Origin of the sequence: Streptomyces sp. B1866, assembly GCF_031932565.1 — a bacterium.
GTDB lineage: Bacteria > Actinomycetota > Actinomycetes > Streptomycetales > Streptomycetaceae > Streptomyces.
Genome location: NZ_JAVSCF010000131.1, coordinates 1 through 17,662 on the forward strand (window position 1 = coordinate 1; position 17,662 = coordinate 17,662).

Consider the following 17,662-nt stretch of genomic DNA (forward strand, 5'->3'; position numbering starts at 1 on the left):
GATCACGATCTACAGCTGGAGTACTAAGCGCTCTGTAAGGTCGATCAATGTCGTCAGCTCCCCAAAGCTGGTGGCCACGCCCCCGGACGCACCCTGGCAGGAAACGCGTCGCGGGGGTCTTCCGTCCGCCCATCGTTGAGGCGCAGCAGAGTTGGGGACTAGTGCCATGCCTAAAGGCTGTCCCGCAATCCCTGGCGGGCTCCCGACGCCAGCTACGGCCACTCGCGGCGTTGGCGAAACGTCCGAATAGAACCACTATTCGGACGCTCCGCCGCCTTGCGATTGACCGCATCTGACGCCGCTCGCTGATCCACCAGGGATTACGGGACAGCCTTTAGTGCCACCTTTTGGCGGACTGCGATGTGGCACCATTGGCACGTGGCAATCGCGCAGATGATCAGGGACTTGCGAGAGAGCCTGGGGTTGTCTCAGGGCGACTTAGCCCTGAGGCTTCAGCAGGCGACTGGAACCCGCATCACCCGCGAGTACATCAGCCGTTGGGAGAGGCATGTTGGAGGTGTGATCCCATCGGAGTCATGGCTCAAGCCCTTGGCTCAGGTGCTGGAGGTACCTTTCGCCGCACTGACGTACGAAGCTACGCTCAGTCGCATGAATCGTAGGACTTTTGTGAACCTGGCAGCACTGGCCAGCACGCATGGGCCCGCCGCCAACGAGTTGGTGACGAGCATTGCCGGTAACGATCCGGGCCCCATAACGGCCATTCAGACCACTCATGCGACAGACCTTCTCATCGCCTCCCTCACTGACAAAACCGCCCGCAAGAGGCTGAAACAGTGGATGGGCGACGGTTCGACTCCCTTGCTGCGGGTCAATGCGATGGGAATCCTCGCCAAGGTACCTGGGCAAGATTTCTCCGTCGATGTGTGCCGCTCGCTGAGCCATGACGCTGATGCGCGACGCCTCTACATGACAGCGGTCATTGCCCGGATCTCTGGGTTGCCGTGGCACACGGCAGAGCGGATCGCCGCAGATCCTTGCTCGTTGCCTTCAAAAGCAACCTTCCTTGCAAGTAGGTGTGCAAATGAGGTGACGAATCCTGGTGACGCCGGGGCCCGCTGGTGTTCAGCTACGATGCTTCGGGACATCAGCCATCTGGTAGGCGGGGAGCCGCATGCACGTGATCGAGATCAAGAGTGGTGAGCTGATGGGAGCGCTTGCCCAGCGCGTCAAAGAACTGGGTATCGACAACGGTGCGATCGTCTCCCTGATCGGCGCCGTCGACTCCTTCACGGTCTCCACCATGCCGCGCACGGACGCCTCGCAAGACGTGGTCACCAGCTACGACCAACCGGCCGAAATGCACGGCACCGGAGAAATCGTGGATGGGAAGGTCCACATCCACGCCACGATGGCAGTGGAGGGGGACCGGGGGATCGCCGGACACGTGCACCGCGCCACGATCGGAACCTGGTTCGCCCGCGCCTATATCGCACCCTGCTGAAGCCCGCCAGCCCCCGAGTCCCGGTTGCTGCGCTCCAGATGGTCGCTGGGGGCAACGTGGTCGGAAGCAACCCCGCCCCGGAGCCGGAAGGGACCGGCACCCGAGCGCGCGCGGCTGACGTCAACCGCCGTCCGCCCCGCACAGGGCCGCCACCTCCGCCCCGTCAGCGCTTGCGCCGCTCCTGTGCCAACTCAGCCCCCATCAGGCGCTTCCGGCCGTGGCCACGGTCCTGGACCAGGCCAGGTCCCTGCCACGTCAGTCGGCGGGTTCCGACGCGGTTGTCCGGTCCACCCAGCGCAGGTAGGCGTCCGCTCCCGCGACGATCGGCACTGCCGAGACCTCCGGGTTCTGCCACGGGTGGTGCCGCAGCAGGTGCTCCTCCAGCGAGGCATACCGGTCGGCGCGGGCCTTGAACAGCACCTGCCACTCCTCACCCGATCCGAACTCGCCCTGATGCCAGAACACGGAGATCACCGGCCCTACGATCTGAGCCCCCGCCGCCAGACGGCTCGCCGCCACCGAGCGGGCCAGCTTCTCGGCCTCTTCCCGGCGGCCCCGTCGTTCCCAGGGCACGCCGCCCCCGGGGAACACTGATGGACAGGTGCCGCCGCCACCGCCGCCGACTGGCACCCACAGGAAGTGAACCCCGTGTTCGATGACCACCGCCAGCGCCTCGCGGACGCCATGTCCGTCCGCGGGGCCTGGCCCGCTCGCTCCCCCTGGACACGCCAGGCCGTCGACGCCCTGGCCCGGCACGCGTTCGCACCCGATCGGCTCTGGCACTGGGACGGCCACGCCTACGTTCCCGTCGTCCGCGGCACCGACCCCGACCGGTGGGCCGCCGAGGTGTACGCCGGTCCCGACGACGCGGCCGTCACCCGACTCGCCGACGGCCACCCGTCGTCCAGCCTCTCCTGCCAGGCCGTCGTGGTCGACATGCTCGACGCACTGCTGCTCGACCCCGGCCACCGCGTGCTGGAACTCGGCACCGGAACCGGGTGGAACGCCGCGCTGCTGGGCTGGCGGGCGGGGCCGGGGCACGTGGTCAGCGTCGAGGTGGACCGGGAGCTTGCCGCCGAGGCCCGTCGACGGCTGGACGACGTGCGGGCCGGGGTGACGGTCGAGATCGGCGACGGCTCCGCGGGCTGGCCAGGCGGCGCGCCGTACGACCGGGTCATCTCGACGTACGCGGTCGACACGGTGCCGTGGGCCTGGATCGCCCAGACGCGCCCGGGAGGGCGGATCGTCACCCCCTGGGGGAGGCTCGGGCACGTGGCCCTCACGGTCGCCGCGGACGGCCGGTCCGCCACCGGTTGGGTGCAGGGCCTGGCGACGTTCATGCCCGCCCGCGGCACCGGCGCCCCCAGCCGGGAGTATCGCGACGTGCGCGGAACCGGCGACCCGGACGACGAGCGCCCGGCCCGGGACATGGGCCCGCTGCACACGGACTGGAACCTGCGGTTCGCGGTGCGGGTCGCCCTGCCCGAGGTGCGCGTCCGGACGGCGGCCGACGCGGACGGCACCAACGTGTGGCTCCACGACGGCGAGGCGTCGTGGGCCATGTGCGCGGCGGTCGGCGACGGCCGGACCGTGGCCTACCAGGGCGGTCCGCGACGGCTGGCGGACGAGGTCGTACGGGTGTGGGACTGGTGGTCGGCCGAGGACGAGCCGTCGGTGTACGACTGGGGCATGACGGTGGAGCCCAGTCGGCAGACGGTGTGGTGCCGGGACCCGGCCACCAGTCCGCGATGGCGCCTGGCAGGGCCGTCGGATCCGCTGCCCGCCTCAGCCTGACGTCTTTTCCCGGCGCCCGTCACCTGCGCGTGGGCCGCCGGGGGCCGAGCAGTTCCAGGGCCTCCTCCCAGCGGAAGCCGCCGCCCGCGCCGTCGGCCGCCTCCGGTCCGTACGTGCTGATCAGCATGCCCATCCCGCGCAGCCGCGCCAGGCTCTCGCGGTAGGCGGGGTGGGCGGCCAGGGGCGGGTTCACGTAGGGCGGGGCCGTGGCGACGACGCCCACGTCCCAGCCCGCCTCCTGGGCGGGTCGCGATCAGCCTGCCGACATCTCACGGGATTCGCCCGGCGGGCCGGGGCGCCGGGTTACGCGCCCTGGTCGGCCGCCGCCTCCTCCAGGGGCAGGGTCTCGCCCGTCTCCAGCAGCGTCTTCAGGCTGGAGAGGATCAGCGGCCAGCCCTCGCTGATGCCCGCCAGCATCTCGCTGCCCGGCTCGAAGTCGTCGTGGACCACGGTCAGCTTCACCGCGTCCCCGATCGGCTCGATCTCGAAGGACACCTTGGAGACGCGCTCCTTGCGCAGCTCGGCCAGCTTCTCGTCGCTCCAGCCGAACATGGCGGCGATCTCCGGCTCGTAGTTGTGCCAGGTGTACGACAGCTTGCGGTACGGCTCGGACTCCAGCACCACCTGGCCGTAGTCGCGGAACTCCCCGCCCTGGCTCATCTTCCACCGCACCGGCGACCCGACCTGCCAGTCGGAGTCCGGGCCGGTGTTCTCGTGGTAGCGGCGGATGAAGGCCGGGTCGGTGAGGGCCTGCCACAGGCGCTCGGGCGTGGTGCGGATGACCGTGACGTAGACGAACTCGGGCTTGCTCATGGTGTCGCTCTCCAGTGTGTGGCGCAGGTCGGCGAGCGCGCGGACGTGCCCGCGGCGGTAGCGGCCGATCCAGCGCTCCGCGATGTCGTTTATGGGCACGGGGTTGAGGTAGTGCAGCTTCTCCCGGCCCCGGCGGACCGCGGCGACCAGGCGGGCCTGCTCCAGTACGGCCAGGTGCTTGCTCACCGCCTGCCTGCTCATCCCAAGGCCGTCGCACAGCTCCCGCAGGCTCTGCCCGTCCTGGCCGCTGAGCCGGTCGAGCAGCCGCCTGCGCGTGGCGTCGGCGAGCGCCTTGAAAACCTCATCCATACGGACCCCCTGTACCGCCACCATAGGCAACTGTTGGGTTGCATGTCTAGTGGGGTGGGGGTGGGTGGTGTGCGGTTTGGGCTCGGTGGGGTCTGTGCGGGGTGCGGTTTGGGTGGCGTGTGGCGTGTGCGGGGTGCGGTTTGGGTGAGGTGCGGGCGGTCGTCGTGCCGTGTGCGGGCAGGCGGAAGCTCCCGCCGGGGAGTCAACGGCGGGAGCTTCCGTCGGCCGGGGGCGGCCCTCCGGCGTCAGTGGTCGGCGTCGGTGGTCGGCGCCAGCGGGTCCGGTGTCAGTGGGTCCGGTGTCAGTGGGTCCGGCGTCAGCGGGTGGCGCCGAAGTCCTGGGTCCAGTACGAGTTCGGCTGCGACAGGCCCACGCCGATCTCCTTGAACCCGCAGTTCAGGATGTTCGCCTTGTGTCCGGCGCTGGCCATCCAGGCGGCCATGACCCGCTCGGGGGTGGCGTAGCCGTAGGCCACGTTCTCGCCGTACGTGCTCCAGTCGTACCCGGCCTCGGTGATGCGGTCGCCCGGGGACGAGCCGTCGGAGCCGGTGTGGGACATGTTCTGGTGGGCGGCCATGTCCGCGCTGTGCGCCGTGGCGGCCTCGGTCAGGTCCGCGTTGACGGTCAGCGCCTGGCAGCCCGCCTTGGCGCGCTCGGCGTTCACCAGGTCCACGACCTTGGCGAGGCTCGCGGCCGGGGCCGGGGCGGTCGCGCTCACGGTCGCGGTGGGGGTGGCGCTGGGAGTCCCGGTCGGGGTGGCGCTCGGGGTCGCGCCGGGCGCGGTGCTGCTCGCCGGGGCGCTCGGGGTGCCGTGCGTCCAGCCGTCCGACGGGGTCCAGCCGCCCGAGGGCGTCCAGGTCGGCGACGCGGTCGGCGACTGCGACCACTGGTGGGCGTCGCGGCCGTCGCGCCAGGTGTCGTCCGAGTGGTCGATTCCGGCCATCGCGACGGAGGGAACACCCACGGCAGCGGCGGCGAAGGTGGCGACGGTTATTCGCCGGTACAGCTTCTTTCTGCGGTGATTCCGCATGCCTGACCTCACTAGGTGGCTCAGCGTCTGTATGTCGGCCCGCGCTCGGATCCGCTCCCCGCGCGGTGCTCGCAACGGGCCCCGCGAGGGCGTGGTCCGTGCGTCTGAGCTGCAAGGTTGCCGTCCAGGACGGGCTATTCCTAGAGGCGTGCGGCCACCTGGTGACATGTGCTCGTTACTACATCGACTCGTAACCGAAATGGATCTTGAATAATCGGCTCTGGCGTGCCGGTCCCGCGGCGGACTCTTCTCGCGAATATCTGTCGGAGCGTCAATTTCCGGCCAAGGAAAGGGAATTGGCGGCGAGTGGCGGTGGCGGGCGCGGGCCCCTGCGGCGGGCGTCCACCATGTTGCGAAAAAGTGCTTATGTCGGCTTGGGTGATCTACTAAGCAGCTTCGTTGTCGACTGAATCACTGTGGCGGATGTCACATTGTTCGCGGGTGTAAAACCGGGTCCAGACGTCCGCGCGGCGCCGATGTCACACCGCGCCGCCCCGCGCCGTCCCCCTCCGGGGTCGCGCGACCGGTGCGGCCCGGGCCGCGTGGACCCGCGCGGCCGGCCGGAGGAAGGAGCACGGACATGGCGGAACCGGCGGCGTTCGAGGAGCAGCGCACCCGGCTGTGGGGTGTCGCCTATCGCATCACCGGGTCGGTCGCCGACGCCGACGACGCCGTACAGGAGGCGTGGCTGCGCTGGCAGGCGCTGCCGTCCGGCCGGGTGGCCGACCCGCGCGCGTACCTGACCACCGTCGTCAGCCACATCTGCTACGACCAGCTCGGCTCCGCCCGGGCCCGCCGCGAGTCCTACGTCGGGCCGTGGCTGCCGGAGCCCGTGGTCACCGAGGCGGGCCCGGAGGACCGGGTCACGCTGGACGAGTCCGTGGGCCTGGCCCTGCTCACCGTGCTCGAACGGCTCACCCCGGCCGAGCGCACCGCCTTCGTGCTGCACGACGTCTTCGCGGTGCCGTTCCCCGAGGTCGCCGAGGCGGTGGGCCGCAGCCCCGAGGCCGTACGGCAGCTGGCCTCCCGCGCGCGCCGGCGGGTACGGGCCGAGGCGCCGCGCCGCTCGGTGGACCGCGAGCAGCACCGGCGCGCCGTCGACGCGTTTCTGTCCGCCGTCCTGGGCGGAGACCTCGACGCGCTGCTGGCCGTTCTGGACCCGGAGGCGGTGTGGCGCTCCGACGGCGGTGGCAAGGTCGCGGCGGCCCGCGTTCCCATCGTGGGTGCGGCGCAGGTTGCACGGTTTGCACTCCGACTGGCTCGCGCCCTCGACCCGCACACCTCCCGCATCGCCGTACGGGACGTCAACGGCGCCCCCGGCCTGGTCCTGGCCGACCCGGTGCGGGGCTGGGCGGGCGTCTACGGCATCACCGTGTACGACGGCCGGATCACCGAGGTCGACGCCGTGGTCAACCCGGACAAGCTGCGCCACCTCGACCTGTTCGGCGGCCTGACCGGGGAGCGAGGCGTGTGACCGGGGTCACGGTCACACCGGGCGTGCCCGCGTCGTCCCCCTGGCATGAGCGACACCACAGCCACCACAGCGACGACGACAGTCCACGGCGGGGGACGGCAGCGGGTCGTGGTCCTCGGCGCCGGGTACGCCGGCCTGATGGCCACCCTCCGCCTCGCCCCCCACCACGACGTCACCCTCGTCGCCCCCGACCCCGACTTCACCGAGCGGGTGCGGCTGCACGAGCTGGCCGCGGGCCGCCGCGCGTCCGTCGGCCACCCGCTGGCGCGCCTGCTCGCCGGGACCGGCGTGCGGCACCTGGCGGCCCGCGCCACCGCCCTCGACCCGGCCGCCCGCGCCGTGACCACCGACGGCGGCCGCACCCTGCCGTACGACCGCCTCGTCTACGCCCTCGGCAGCCACACCCCGGCGCCCGCCGCCGCAGCCGCCGGCAGCGCGCCCGCCGACCCGGCGCGCCCCGGCCGCGTGTACACCGCCGAGACCGCCGCCGCCCTGCGCGAGCGGCTGCGCGCGGACCGCCCCGGCCGCCTCACCGTCGTCGGCGGCGGCCTCACCGGCGTCGAGATGACCGCCGAGCTGGCCGAGGCGCACCCGGAGTGGCGGGTCGGCCTGGTCACGGCCGGACAGGTCGGCCCGGGCCTGTCCGAGCGGGGCCGGACGCACGTCCTGGCGACCCTGCGCGGCCTGGCCGTACGCGTCGAGGAGGGCCGGCACGTGGCGTCGGCCGACGAGGTCGACGCCGACGCCGTGGTGTGGGCCGGGCCGCCCGCCGTGCACACCGGCCTGGCCGCCGCGGCCGGCCTGGCGCTGGACGCCGCGGGCCGCATCCGCGTCGACCCCGCCCTGCGCTCGGTCTCCCACCCCGAGATCCTGGCCGCCGGGGACGCCGCCGCGGGCCTGCGCATGGCCTGCGCCACCGCGCTGCCCATGGGCGCGCACGCGGCCGCGACCGTGCTCGCCGAGGCGTGCGGAGGACGGCCCCGGCCGCTGCGCTTCCGGTACGTGATCCAGTGCCTGAGCCTGGGGCGCCAGGACGGCCTGGTGCAGTTCGTGCACGCCGACGACTCGCCACGGGAGCGGGTCCTCACCGGCCGGGCGGCCGCCTGGACCAAGGAGCGGATCGTCCGCTCGGCCTACGGCGTCCTGCGGCTCGCCGCGAGCCGTCCGGGGCTCGTACGGTACGTGCCCGGGGTCGCCTGAGCCCCCGGCCCCCGCCGGCCCGTACCCGCCCCGGCCAGCCCGCCCCCGCCAGCCGCTCCCGCCGGCCCGTAACCGACAGCCGCTCCCGCCGGCCCGCCCCCGCGCGTAAGGCCGTACCCCGCCCGCCCCCGCCCCAGCGTTTGACACCTCCGCGCCCGCGCGTAGCGTGACGAGTGGTGGGACAAAAAGGGAAAACGGGGGCATGACTCGGGGGCGCCCCCAGGACATTGCTCGGGGGCACTCACAAGGGAAAAACCATGGCTCGCGTCATGGCTCCCTCCGCGCGCCGCGCCGCGAGCCCCGGCCGCAGGAGAGAGCAGCCATGAGGCACCACACCATCCCGCAACACAAGACCCAGAACATCCGCACCTGGGAGGACGACCCCGGGACACCGCCGTCCGCCCGGGCGCCCATCCAGCGCCCCACGCCCGACCTCGACCGGCAGCCGCTGCCGGTGGGCGTCGCCGGGCCGCGCCCGCGGCAGAGCGGCGACTTTCCGGGCACGCCGGAGTTCCGCTACTGGGCGGCGGCCGACGCGCTGAGCCGCTCCACCGGGTTCTGGGGGCCGCTGATGCCCGACGGCCTCACCTGGCACCCCACCGTCGGCCGGGCCCTCACCGCCGAGCTGGACGTCGGCGACGACCTGAACGCCTTCTACGACCGCCAGGGCCTCAGCTTCTTCCACCACACCGTCGCGGGCGTCACCGTGCACTCCGGGGAGAGCTCGGAGATCGTCTGCCACGAGGTGGGGCACGCCGTGCTCGACACGCTGTGCCCCCAGCTGTGGAGCGCGGCCAGCGCCGAGGCCGCCGCCCTGCACGAGTCGTTCGGCGATATCAGCGCCATCCTCTCGGCGCTCAGCGTGGAGTCCCTGGTGGACGGCGCGCTGGTGGAGACGCAGGGCGACCCGGGCAAGTCCTCCCGGCTGTCCCGGCTGGCCGAGGAGCTGGGCTGGGCGATCCGCCAGCAGGCGCCCGGCGCGGTGGACCCGGACTGCCTGCGCAACGCCGCCAACGACTTCTTCTACAAGGACCCGGTCGGCCTGCCGCCCAACGCGCCGGCCGGCCAGCTCTCCAGCGAGCCGCACTCCTTCTCGCGCGTGTTCACCGGCGCGTTCCTCGAAGCCCTGGCCGGGGTCTACCGGCAGCAGCAGAACCGCGACACCACCGGCCTCGCCCAGGCCGGCGAGGTCATGGGCCGGCTGCTGGTGGCGGGCCTCACGGCGACCCCGGTGGTGCCCGGCATCTTCGCGCAGACCGCCGCCCACATGATCACCGCCGACCAGGCGCTGTACGGCGGCGAGCACAGCCCCGCGCTGCGCGCCGCGTTCGTACGGCACGGCATCATGGCGCCGTCCACGGCGGCCTCCGTCACCGAGGCCGCGCCGCGCTTCGCCGCCGCCGTCTCCGACGCGGCCTCGGGCTCCGGCCCGGCCCGCGAGGAGACGCTGTCGGACGTGACGGTGCCGGCCGAGCACTACGGGCTGACGGAGGAGTTCGCGGTGCACGCGCCGACGCAGCCGCCGCGCTTCGCGGTGTCGGGCGCCGACCCGGCCACCGGCTCCCTGCGCCCGGCCGAGCCCGCGCGGGCGGCCGTGTCGTTCGTGGAGGACCTGTTCCGGCAGGGCCGGGTCGCGGTCCCGGACGACTACCTCACCCAGAACGCGACCCTGATCGACGGCGCCAGGCCCCGCACCCACGAGATCACCCGCGACCTGCGCTCCGGCCAGCTCACACTCGACCGGGTGCTGCTCACGGTGGTCTGAGCGGGGGCCGGGCAGGCGCGCCGCCGGGCCGCGGGGCCTGGCGGGCACGGCCGGGCTGAGCCCGCGCCGGCCCGGCGGCTTCCGCCCCGCGCGGGAGCCCGGCCCCGGGCCGCGCGCGGGAGTCCGTTCCGGGCCCGCCGCGCGCGGGAGCCCCCGGGTCCGGTCTCAGCGGATGACGCCCGCCTCCCGGGCCGCCCGGAGCCAGTGCGGGAACTCCGTCATGAGCCCGTCGTACAGCTCCGCGTGGGAGGTCAGGCGAGGAGTGGTGCCCGCCGGGAGGAAGCCGGCGTTGTCCACCACCCGCCGGTCCGGCACCGGCAGGTCGTCCAGCCTGCGCAGGAAGTCGAACTGCCGGTGGTGGGGGTCACCGAAGCCCACGAACTGCCAGAAGATCGGCAGTCCCGCCGCGCCGCACAGCAGCCGCTCGGCGGCGGGCCGCGAGGTCGGGCCGCCGTCGGTCTGGAAGATGACGAACGCCGGGTCGCTCGCGCCCGAGGCCGTGTAGTGGTCGATGACGGCCCGCATCGCCAGGTGGTAGTTCGTCTTCCCCATGTGGCCGTACGAGGCGTGCAGCGCGTCGACCCGCCCGCGGTAGGCGGTCAGGGAGAGGTGGTCCACGCCGTGCACCTCGGTGGAGAAGAAGACGACGGGCACCACGCCGTCGTCGTCCAGGTTGGCCGACAGGGCCAGGGCCTGCTCGGCGAGGTGCTGCACGGTGCCGTCCCGGTAGTACGGCCGCATGGAGCCGGACCGGTCGAGGACCAGGTAGACCGCCGCCCGCTGGCCGGCCAGGCCGGTCTTCTCCAGCGAGACCCGCGCCGACTCGTACGCCCTCGTGAGCGTCTCCCCGGCGGCCGCCCGGACCTTCTCCAGGCTGATCGCGGGCCCGGGCGCCGGGCCGGCGGCCGGGCTCTCGGCCTGCCGCGGACGCTTGCGGTAGTCGATGCGCGTCGCGGCGGGCCGCGGGTGCTTGCGGTAGTCGATGGCCACGCCGGAGAACCCCCCTTGTCACTGTCCTCACCCGGACCCGGGCCCGCCGCCGGGGCGGTCGGCTGTCCGGCCTGTTCCGGCGTCCGCGGGAGGGCCAGTCTTCCGCCGTCCGCCCCCGGGGGCAATCCCCGCATCGCCGCGCCCGGGACCGCGCCCGGGACCGCGCCCGGGACCGCGCCCGGGACCGCGCCCGGGACCGCCGCCGCGCCCGCGACCCCGGCCGGGCTCACGCGCCGGGCGGCCCGCCCCCCTCGCCCAGGTGCTCCAGCAGGNCGCCGCGCCCGCGACCCCGGCCGGGCTCACGCGCCGGGCGGCCCGCCCCCCTCGCCCAGGTGCTCCAGCAGGACGGCGACGTGGCTGCGGCCGGGCTCCTTGGCGGCGGTGAGCAGGGTGAGCGGCCCCTCGGCGGCGAGGCGGCGCAGCCGGTCGAGGGCCGCGGCGGCCCCGGGAGCGGCCAGCTCGGCCCCGTACCGCTGCCGGAACTCCTGATACGTCCCGTCCGGCCCGTGGTACCAGCGGCGCAGCTCGGTCGACGGCGTGACCTCCTTGGGCCACTCGTCCACCCGCGCCTCCGCCTTGGCCAGGCCGCGCGGCCAGAGCCGGTCGACCAGCACGCGCGTGCCGTCATCGGGGCCGGGCGGATCGTAGACGCGGCGGACACGGACGCGGTCGGGACCGGGATCGGGACCGGGATCGGGGCCGGGGGCTCGCTCCATGCCTCCAGGATGACCGCTCCGCCGCCGGGACGGCGGCCCCAGGCGGCCCCAGGCGGCCCGTAGCGGGCCGTAGCGGGCCGTACGGGCCGTACGGGAGCGGAGCGCACGGGAGCCGGACCCGAGCCGTACGGAGCCGTACGGGCCGGCCTCGGGACCGAGTCGCAACGAGATCGTTGCGTCCCAACAACCCTTCCCCAGAAGGCGCTTATGGGACAATAGACCTCCCCTCCTCGGTGATCGACGCGAGCCGCGCCACCGCTCGGCCGGCCGCCCGGTCGCGTGCCCGGCCGCCCGGCCGGCCGGTGGCGGGGGGAGGAAGCGGGGGGCATGCGGAAGCGGTTCGGACGGCACGTCGGCCCGGTGCTGGTCATGCTGGGGGCCTGGCTCTCCCTCGCCGTCGGCGTCGTGGGGAACATGGCGATGGGCGGTGAGGTGCCGCGGTTCCTGTTCCCGCTGCGGCCCTGGTCCTGGCCGCTGCTGCTGGCGCTCGCGGTGCTGTCCACCGCCGCCGAGCTGCTGCTGCGCCGCTGGGAGGCGCGGCCGCTGCGCGGTCTGGCGGACCTTCTGCACGCGCCCGAGCTGAAACATCCCTCGTACGGCGGCTACCGCCGCGACATGCTCGACCGCGTCGGCGGCGTGCTGCGCGACCAGCTCGACCAGCGCCTGGGCAGCGGCCCGGCCCTGCCGCTGTCGCTGCGCCCGGCCCCGGAGACCGTGGCCGAGCCGCTGCTCCGCGACCCGGGCGACCCGCACCACCCGCCGTACCCCCGCGATCCGCACGGCCCCGGCGACCCCCGCGGCCCCGGCCCGGACGGCTGGCCGTCCGGCGCGATCGACCGCGTCTACGACCGCGAGGGCCGGTCCCTGCTGATCCTCGGCGCTCCGGGCTCCGGCAAGTCGACCACCCTCTACCAGCTGGCGGCACAGCTGCTGCGGCGCGCCGAGGAGGACCCCGAGCAGCCCATCCCGGTGGTCGTGCCGCTGGCCGACTGGGGCCGCAAGCGCCGCCGGGGGTTCCGGCGCCGCCGCGACGGCGCGGACGAGCAGCGGCCGGACGACCTCGGCGCGTGGCTGGTGTGGTACCTGCGCCGGCACTACAAGCTGCGCCCCCACGTCGGCCGCAGCTGGATCGCCCAGCACCGCCTCGCCCTGCTGCTCGACGGCCTGGACGAGGTGCGGCCCGCCGTACGGGACCGCTGCGCGCAGTACCTGGACGAGGCCGCCGGGGACGACGCGAGCCCGTCCATGGTGGTGACCTGCCGGGTGGACAACTACCGCGAGCTGGCGCCGCTGCACCTGCGCGGCGCGGTGGTGATCGAGCCGCTGTCCCGCGAGCAGGTCGAGCTGGCCCTGGACCGGGGCGGCGCCTCGCTGGACGGCCTGCGGGCCGCGCTGCGCGACGACCCGGACCTGTGGCGGCTCGTCGACGCCCCGCTGTGGCTCCAGATCGCCCAGGGCGTCTACCGCGGCGCGCCCGGCGACGGCCCGGCGATGGACGGTGACGTGGCGGGCCTGCGCCGGCGGCTCATGCACGCGTACGTGACCGACGTGCTGGACCGGCGGCGCGGCATCAGCAGGCACCATCCCACCGTCGCGCTGCGCTGGCTGGCGCAGCTCGCCCGGCTGACCGAGAGCGCGGGCAGCGCCTCGGCCACCGACCTGCGCCGCACCTACCGCCGCATCGACCCGCCCGGCCCGTGGGTGATGGGGGTGAGCTGCGTGCTGGGGCCGCTGGTGGGCGCGGCGCTGCTGGTGGGCGTGGCGCTGCCGTACGCGCGGCACGCCGGCGTGGTGCCGGCGACCCTGGCCGCCGTCTTCTTCGGCTTCTGCGGCGTGGCGATGCCGGTTCCGAGCCTGCTCGCCGTCCTGGGCCCCGGGCACCCGCCCGACCCGCTCGCGCTGCGCCCGTGCCGGCGGGCGGCGGCGATCGTGGCCGGTACGGCGGTCGGCGCCGCCGCGGGGCTGGGCCTGGCGCGGGCCGGGTCGGCGCTGACCGGCTGGCTGCTCGGCCTGTCGCCGGTGTGGAACCGCGTCTTCGCGGCGGCGGTCGTCGCGTCCTTCGGGGTCCTGGTCATGATCGTTGCCGGGGGCCGGGGGCGGGTGCTGGCCGCCGCGGCCACGCTCGCCGCGGCCACCGGCGTCTTCCTGAACCCGCCCGCTCGCTGGGGCGTCGCCTTCGGCCTGGCCCACGGCGCCCTGGCGTGCGCGCTCCTGATGGGCCTGGTGATGCTCATCTCGGGGGAGCGGACCTTCACCAACAGCGACACCACCGCCGACGACGTCGCCCTGCCGTACGCGCTGGCCGTCTGGGTGCCCGGGACCGTGGCGATCTCCGCGTACGCCATCGTCTCGGGCGGCTCGGCCGGCTGGCTGCACCTGTGGCCGCTGCTGGCCGCCGCCGGAACGACGATCGCGGTCGCCCTGCCGGTGGCGGTGCTGTTTCTGGCCCTGGCCTCGCTGCTGCGCCCCTGGCTGCTGCGGCTGATGGCGGGCTGGCTCGGGGTGCTGCCGTGGCGGCTGACGCCCTTCCTGCGCGAGACGGCCCGCAACGGGCTGATCACCCGCACCCGCTCCGGGTGGCGGTTCATGCACGCCGAGCTCCAGGAGTACCTGGCGGGCGTCGACCCGCTGGACGCGGTGCACGCCGCCGAGCCGGGCCCGGTGCCCGCCGGCGGCCGGCGCGCGCTGATCGAGGCCGTACGGGCGGTGCCGGGCGTGCCCGCGTACGGTGCCGGGCCGGACGGCGGCGGACCGGGCACCGGCGGCGGGCCGTACGCGGGCCGCAGGCCCGGCGAGGTCCTGGAGGCGGCCCTGGACGTGCTGCCGGGGGACGGGCCGGACGGCGACCCGGCCGTGCCGCTGGCGGCGAGTACGGACCTGGCCGACCTGTTCGCCCGCGCGGGCGGGCGGCTGCTGATCCTGGAGGACCCGCCGCGCCCCGGCACCCCGGCCCCCGGCGGCTCTGGAGACCCCGGCGGCCCCGGCGGTGCCGGACCGGCCGCCGGGGGCCCGGTGCCGCCCGTCCTGGGCGCCCTGGCCGCCGCGCTCGCCGACCGGGCCGCCGCCGACCCGCGTGCCCCCGTCCCGGTCCTGCTCGACCTGGCCACCTGGCCCGACCGGCGCGTACGGCCCCTGCGCCCCCGCCTGCCCGCCGCGCGGCGGCACGCGACGCCGGTCCGGCCCGTGGTCCGCTGGGTCCTCGCCGAGCTGCGCCGTGTCTACGGCGTCCCGGAGCAGGCCGCGTCCGGCTGGCTGGAATCCGGCGGTCTGGCACTGCTGCTGCACGGCTCGGACCGGCTGCGGGGTCCGCGGCGGGCCCGCCTGAAGCCGGTGCTGAACGAGTACCGGGCCGCCTGCCCCGCGGTCCCGGTGGCCCTGTCGGCCGGTGAGGCCGCCTACAAGTCCCCGGGCCCGGTCCTGACCGGCGGCCTGGCCGTGCGGCCGTACGCCGACGACGGCCGGGCCCTGCTGGACGAGGGCCGCTTCGCCGAGGCCGCCGCCTGGTACCGCGCCCGCGCCGCCGAGGCCGCACCGGACGGCCGTACCGCCCTCACCCACCGCCGCCGGCTCGCGCACGCCCTGCGCCTGTCCGGCGACGCGGCCGAGGCCGAGCGCGAGTACCGCGCGGCGCTCGACCGGGCCCTGGCGGCCTTCGGCGAGGCGGACGCGCTGAGCCTCGCCCTGCGCGGCGGCCTGGGCGAGACGCTGCGGGCGCTCGGCCGCCTGGAGGAGGCCGAGACCGAGCTGCGCGCGGCCTTCGACGGCTGCGAGCTCGCGCTGGGCCCGGACCACCCGGACACCCTCGCCGAGCGCGACCGCCTGGCGAGCGTGCTGTACGCGCGGGGCAGGCTGGAGGAGTACCACCTGCTGGTCCACGGCCGCCCGGAGCCGTAGCACGCGCCGGCCTCCCTCTCCCGGAAGGTGACGCGCAGGTGGCCGGGGAGCCGCCGGAGCCGTAGCACGCGTCGGCCCGTGGGGGACGGGCGGCCCGCGCGGGATGCCGTCCCGCGCGGGACGCGGGTTCGCGGGAGGCCGACCGCACGGGGCGGCGCGCGCGTCAGGCGGCGGCCCGGAGGCGGCGACGCGTGCGGGGCCGCGGGCCCGAAGACGGCCGTCGCCGCCGAGCCCGCCGTGGCGGCGGCCGCCTGGTTTCGGACACGACGGCCAGGCCGACCAGAATTGCTCACCTGCCCCACAAGCCGCGTCCCGGGACACTCACGGCCACGAGCAAGTCCCTACCAGCCGGTAGGCGCGGCGGGAACAGGCGGTTTACATTCCGTCGACGGTCGGCACCGCACCCGGCCTGACCGAACCCGACGGCACGCGGCCGTCCCGACCCCCCACCCGTCCCCAGGGACACCCCGCCGCGTACCACACCGCCCACCCGCCGGCCCCCCGCGTCCCCGGCCGGGCCCCACGAGCCTGGTGACCCCCGCCGTCCGTACGGCCCCGGCCCCGGACCGCCGACGCGATCTGCCCGCAACCTAGGGAGAGAACGAACATGGCCCAGCCGCGCCCGGCCAACGATGCCCTGTGGGGTGACCGGATGGCCAACTCGGACCGCGTCATCGTCGGCTTCTTCGTCGGCGTACCCTTCCTCGCCGTGATCGCCTCGGTGGCCGTCGCCTGGGGCTGGGGTGTGAGCTGGCACGACCTGGTGATCGCGGCGGTGATGTACGTCATCACGGTGCACAGCATCACCATCGGCTACCACCGCCTGTTCACCCACAAGTCCTTCAAGGCCGTCAGGCCGCTGCGGATCACCCTCGCCGTGCTGGGCAGCATGGCCATCCAGGGCGACCCGATCACCTGGGTCGCGGACCACCGGCGCCATCACCAGTTCGCCGACCAGCCCGGTGATCCGCACTCGCCCTGGCGGTTCGGCACCTCCGTCGGCGCGCTGGCCAAGGGCATGGTCTGGGCGCACATCGGCTGGACGTTCAACAACGAGAAGACCAACGAGCGCCACTACGTCCCCGACCTCCTCGCCGACCGCGACATGGTGCGCGTCCGCACCTGGCAGCCCCTGATCGCCCTGTCCTCCTTCGTCCTCCCCGCCGTGGTCGGCGGCCTGTGGGGCCAGGGGGCGTGGGACGGCTCGGCCGCGCTGTCCGCCTTCTTCTGGGGCGGCCTGGTACGGGTCGGGCTCGTCCACCACGTCACCTGGTCGATCAACTCGATCTGCCACATGGCCGGAGCCCGGCCCTTCGCGTCCCGCGACAAGTCCGGCAACGTGTGGTGGCTGGCGCCCCTGTCCGGCGGCGAGGCCTGGCACAACCTGCACCACGCCGACCCCACCTCGGCCCGGCACGGCGTGCTGCGCGGCCAGATCGACTCCAGCGCCCGCACGATCCGCATTTTCGAGAAGCTCGGCTGGGTCCGCGACGTCCGCTGGCCGGACGCGGCCCGTATCGCCTCGCGCACCGCCGGGCGCCGCGGTGACCGCGCCGAAGGCCGGGTCGCCGACCGTAAGGACGACAGGGCCGCCGACAGGGCCGCCGACCGTAAGGACGACAGCGCCGCCCCGACCGGCACCGGCCGGGCCTGACGGCGGCCGGGCCGGGCGGCGGGGCAGGGCGGGCCGGGAGCCGTCAGGGGGCGCGGGCGCGCGCGGCGACGGCGGGACGGCCCGGCCCAGGCGGGTACGGCCCGGTCGGGTACGGCCCAGGCGGACCGGGACCGGAGTCCGCTCCGACCGGCGCCTTGGCCCCTGACCCCCGGTCCTTGATCCTTTGGCCCTGGCTCTGGGCCCTGGCCCGTACGGACGACCCGCGCGGGAGGTCAGCCGCGAACGTCCGCCACGCGCGGGAGGCCGCCACCGGGCGCGGCGTCCGGCGCGTCACCGGACCGGCCGTACGCCGCGCCGCCCGGCGCGCCGCCGGCCCCGCCGCCCGGCACGCCACCGGGGCCACCATCCGAAGCCTCGCCCGGTCCGCCACCGAGACTGCCCGGCGCGCCGCCGGTCCCGCCGTCCGGCACCTCGTCCGGCGCGCCCGCCGTCGCCCCCTCGGCGAAGCACCGCACGAACCCCTCGTCGCCCAGCGCCCGCCGGGCGGCCGCGGCGATCCGGTCGACGTCGCCGCGTTCGGCGGGCGGCAGCGGGACGCCG

The 17,662-nt window shown here is 75.0% G+C and carries 15 protein-coding genes; 8 read left to right on the forward strand and 7 right to left on the reverse strand.

Annotation, left to right across the window (positions count from 1 at the left end; translation table 11 throughout):
- Positions 1-378 precede the first annotated feature (378 nt).
- Positions 379-1,161 (forward strand): helix-turn-helix transcriptional regulator, encoded by a 783-nt coding sequence (locus RKE29_RS17835; RefSeq protein ID WP_312006416.1) that lies wholly within the window; start codon positions 379-381, stop codon positions 1,159-1,161.
- Positions 1,133-1,462: a DUF296 domain-containing protein gene (locus tag RKE29_RS17840; RefSeq protein ID WP_312006417.1), complete on the forward strand. Its 330-nt coding sequence runs from the start codon at positions 1,133-1,135 to the stop codon at positions 1,460-1,462. Before RKE29_RS17835 ends, RKE29_RS17840 begins: the two co-directional genes overlap by 29 nt.
- Before the next feature lie 255 nt (positions 1,463-1,717).
- Here RKE29_RS17840 and cutA read toward each other — a convergent pair whose 3' ends face one another.
- Positions 1,718-2,035, reverse strand: coding sequence for a divalent-cation tolerance protein CutA (gene cutA, locus RKE29_RS17845; protein WP_312006418.1), 318 nt, complete (start codon positions 2,033-2,035; stop codon positions 1,718-1,720).
- Positions 2,036-2,110: 75 nt separating this feature from the next.
- Here cutA and RKE29_RS17850 point away from each other — a divergent pair, with 75 nt between their 5' ends.
- Positions 2,111-3,256 (forward strand): methyltransferase domain-containing protein, encoded by a 1,146-nt coding sequence (locus RKE29_RS17850; RefSeq protein WP_312006419.1) that lies wholly within the window; start codon positions 2,111-2,113, stop codon positions 3,254-3,256.
- Between the two features lie 19 nt (positions 3,257-3,275).
- Here RKE29_RS17850 and RKE29_RS17855 read toward each other — a convergent pair whose 3' ends face one another.
- The 3 genes from RKE29_RS17855 to RKE29_RS17865 all read right to left on the reverse strand — a co-directional run bounded on the left by RKE29_RS17855 (position 3,276) and on the right by RKE29_RS17865 (position 5,408).
- The gene (locus RKE29_RS17855; RefSeq protein ID WP_312006420.1) at positions 3,276-3,479 is read right to left on the reverse strand and encodes a hypothetical protein; all 204 of its coding nucleotides are present in this window, start codon (positions 3,477-3,479) and stop codon (positions 3,276-3,278) included.
- An 80-nt stretch (positions 3,480-3,559) separates the two neighbouring features.
- Positions 3,560-4,378: a metalloregulator ArsR/SmtB family transcription factor gene (locus RKE29_RS17860; RefSeq protein WP_312006421.1), complete on the reverse strand. Its 819-nt coding sequence runs from the start codon at positions 4,376-4,378 to the stop codon at positions 3,560-3,562.
- Positions 4,379-4,694: 316 nt separating this feature from the next.
- Positions 4,695-5,408: a CAP domain-containing protein gene (locus RKE29_RS17865; RefSeq protein ID WP_312006422.1), complete on the reverse strand. Its 714-nt coding sequence runs from the start codon at positions 5,406-5,408 to the stop codon at positions 4,695-4,697.
- A 580-nt stretch (positions 5,409-5,988) separates the two neighbouring features.
- On the opposite strand from RKE29_RS17865, the gene sigJ reads away from it, so the two are divergent.
- The 3 genes from sigJ (at position 5,989) to RKE29_RS17880 (ending at position 9,847) form a co-directional block, all read left to right on the forward strand.
- Complete coding sequence (gene sigJ, locus RKE29_RS17870; RefSeq protein WP_312006423.1) at positions 5,989-6,882, forward strand: RNA polymerase sigma factor SigJ; 894 nt, start codon at positions 5,989-5,991, stop codon at positions 6,880-6,882.
- 45 nt (positions 6,883-6,927) lie between these two features.
- Positions 6,928-8,082, forward strand: coding sequence for an FAD-dependent oxidoreductase (locus tag RKE29_RS17875; RefSeq protein ID WP_312006424.1), 1,155 nt, complete (start codon positions 6,928-6,930; stop codon positions 8,080-8,082).
- 322 nt (positions 8,083-8,404) lie between these two features.
- The gene (locus RKE29_RS17880; RefSeq protein WP_312006425.1) at positions 8,405-9,847 is read left to right on the forward strand and encodes a hypothetical protein; all 1,443 of its coding nucleotides are present in this window, start codon (positions 8,405-8,407) and stop codon (positions 9,845-9,847) included.
- Between the two features lie 165 nt (positions 9,848-10,012).
- Here the strand turns inward: RKE29_RS17880 and RKE29_RS17885 are convergent, their stop codons facing one another.
- Positions 10,013-10,726 carry a VWA domain-containing protein gene (locus tag RKE29_RS17885; protein ID WP_312006430.1) on the reverse strand — a complete coding sequence of 238 codons (714 nt, stop codon included), beginning with the start codon at positions 10,724-10,726 and terminating at the stop codon, positions 10,013-10,015.
- Positions 10,727-11,136: 410 nt separating this feature from the next.
- A complete protein-coding gene (locus RKE29_RS17890; RefSeq protein WP_312006426.1) occupies positions 11,137-11,553 on the reverse strand; it encodes a DUF488 family protein in 417 nt (138 codons plus the stop codon).
- Positions 11,554-11,880: 327 nt separating this feature from the next.
- Between RKE29_RS17890 and RKE29_RS17895 the strand changes: the two genes are divergently transcribed.
- Together RKE29_RS17895 and RKE29_RS17900 are read left to right on the forward strand one after the other, a co-directional pair.
- Positions 11,881-15,447, forward strand: a complete 3,567-nt coding sequence (locus RKE29_RS17895; protein ID WP_312006427.1) for a tetratricopeptide repeat protein — start codon at positions 11,881-11,883, stop codon at positions 15,445-15,447.
- A gap of 607 nt (positions 15,448-16,054) precedes the next feature.
- Entirely contained in the window at positions 16,055-17,101 is a 1,047-nt protein-coding gene (locus RKE29_RS17900; RefSeq protein ID WP_312006428.1) for a fatty acid desaturase, read from the forward strand.
- A 233-nt stretch (positions 17,102-17,334) separates the two neighbouring features.
- Here the strand turns inward: RKE29_RS17900 and RKE29_RS17905 are convergent.
- Positions 17,335-17,662 (reverse strand): hypothetical protein (locus tag RKE29_RS17905; RefSeq protein WP_312006429.1); only part of this gene is annotated, 328 nt, incomplete at its 5' end.

Coding starts and splice junctions, on each gene's coding strand:
- RKE29_RS17865 (WP_312006422.1), bottom strand. CDS start 5,408: ATGCGGAATCACCGCAGAAAGAAGCTGTACCGGCGAATAACCGTCGCC.
- RKE29_RS17880 (WP_312006425.1), top strand. CDS start 8,405: ATGAGGCACCACACCATCCCGCAACACAAGACCCAGAACATCCGCACC.
- sigJ (WP_312006423.1), top strand. CDS start 5,989: ATGGCGGAACCGGCGGCGTTCGAGGAGCAGCGCACCCGGCTGTGGGGT.
- RKE29_RS17900 (WP_312006428.1), top strand. CDS start 16,055: ATGGCCCAGCCGCGCCCGGCCAACGATGCCCTGTGGGGTGACCGGATG.
- RKE29_RS17895 (WP_312006427.1), top strand. CDS start 11,881: ATGCGGAAGCGGTTCGGACGGCACGTCGGCCCGGTGCTGGTCATGCTG.
- RKE29_RS17860 (WP_312006421.1), bottom strand. CDS start 4,378: ATGGATGAGGTTTTCAAGGCGCTCGCCGACGCCACGCGCAGGCGGCTG.
- RKE29_RS17890 (WP_312006426.1), bottom strand. CDS start 11,553: ATGGAGCGAGCCCCCGGCCCCGATCCCGGTCCCGATCCCGGTCCCGAC.
- RKE29_RS17840 (WP_312006417.1), top strand. CDS start 1,133: ATGCACGTGATCGAGATCAAGAGTGGTGAGCTGATGGGAGCGCTTGCC.
- RKE29_RS17875 (WP_312006424.1), top strand. CDS start 6,928: ATGAGCGACACCACAGCCACCACAGCGACGACGACAGTCCACGGCGGG.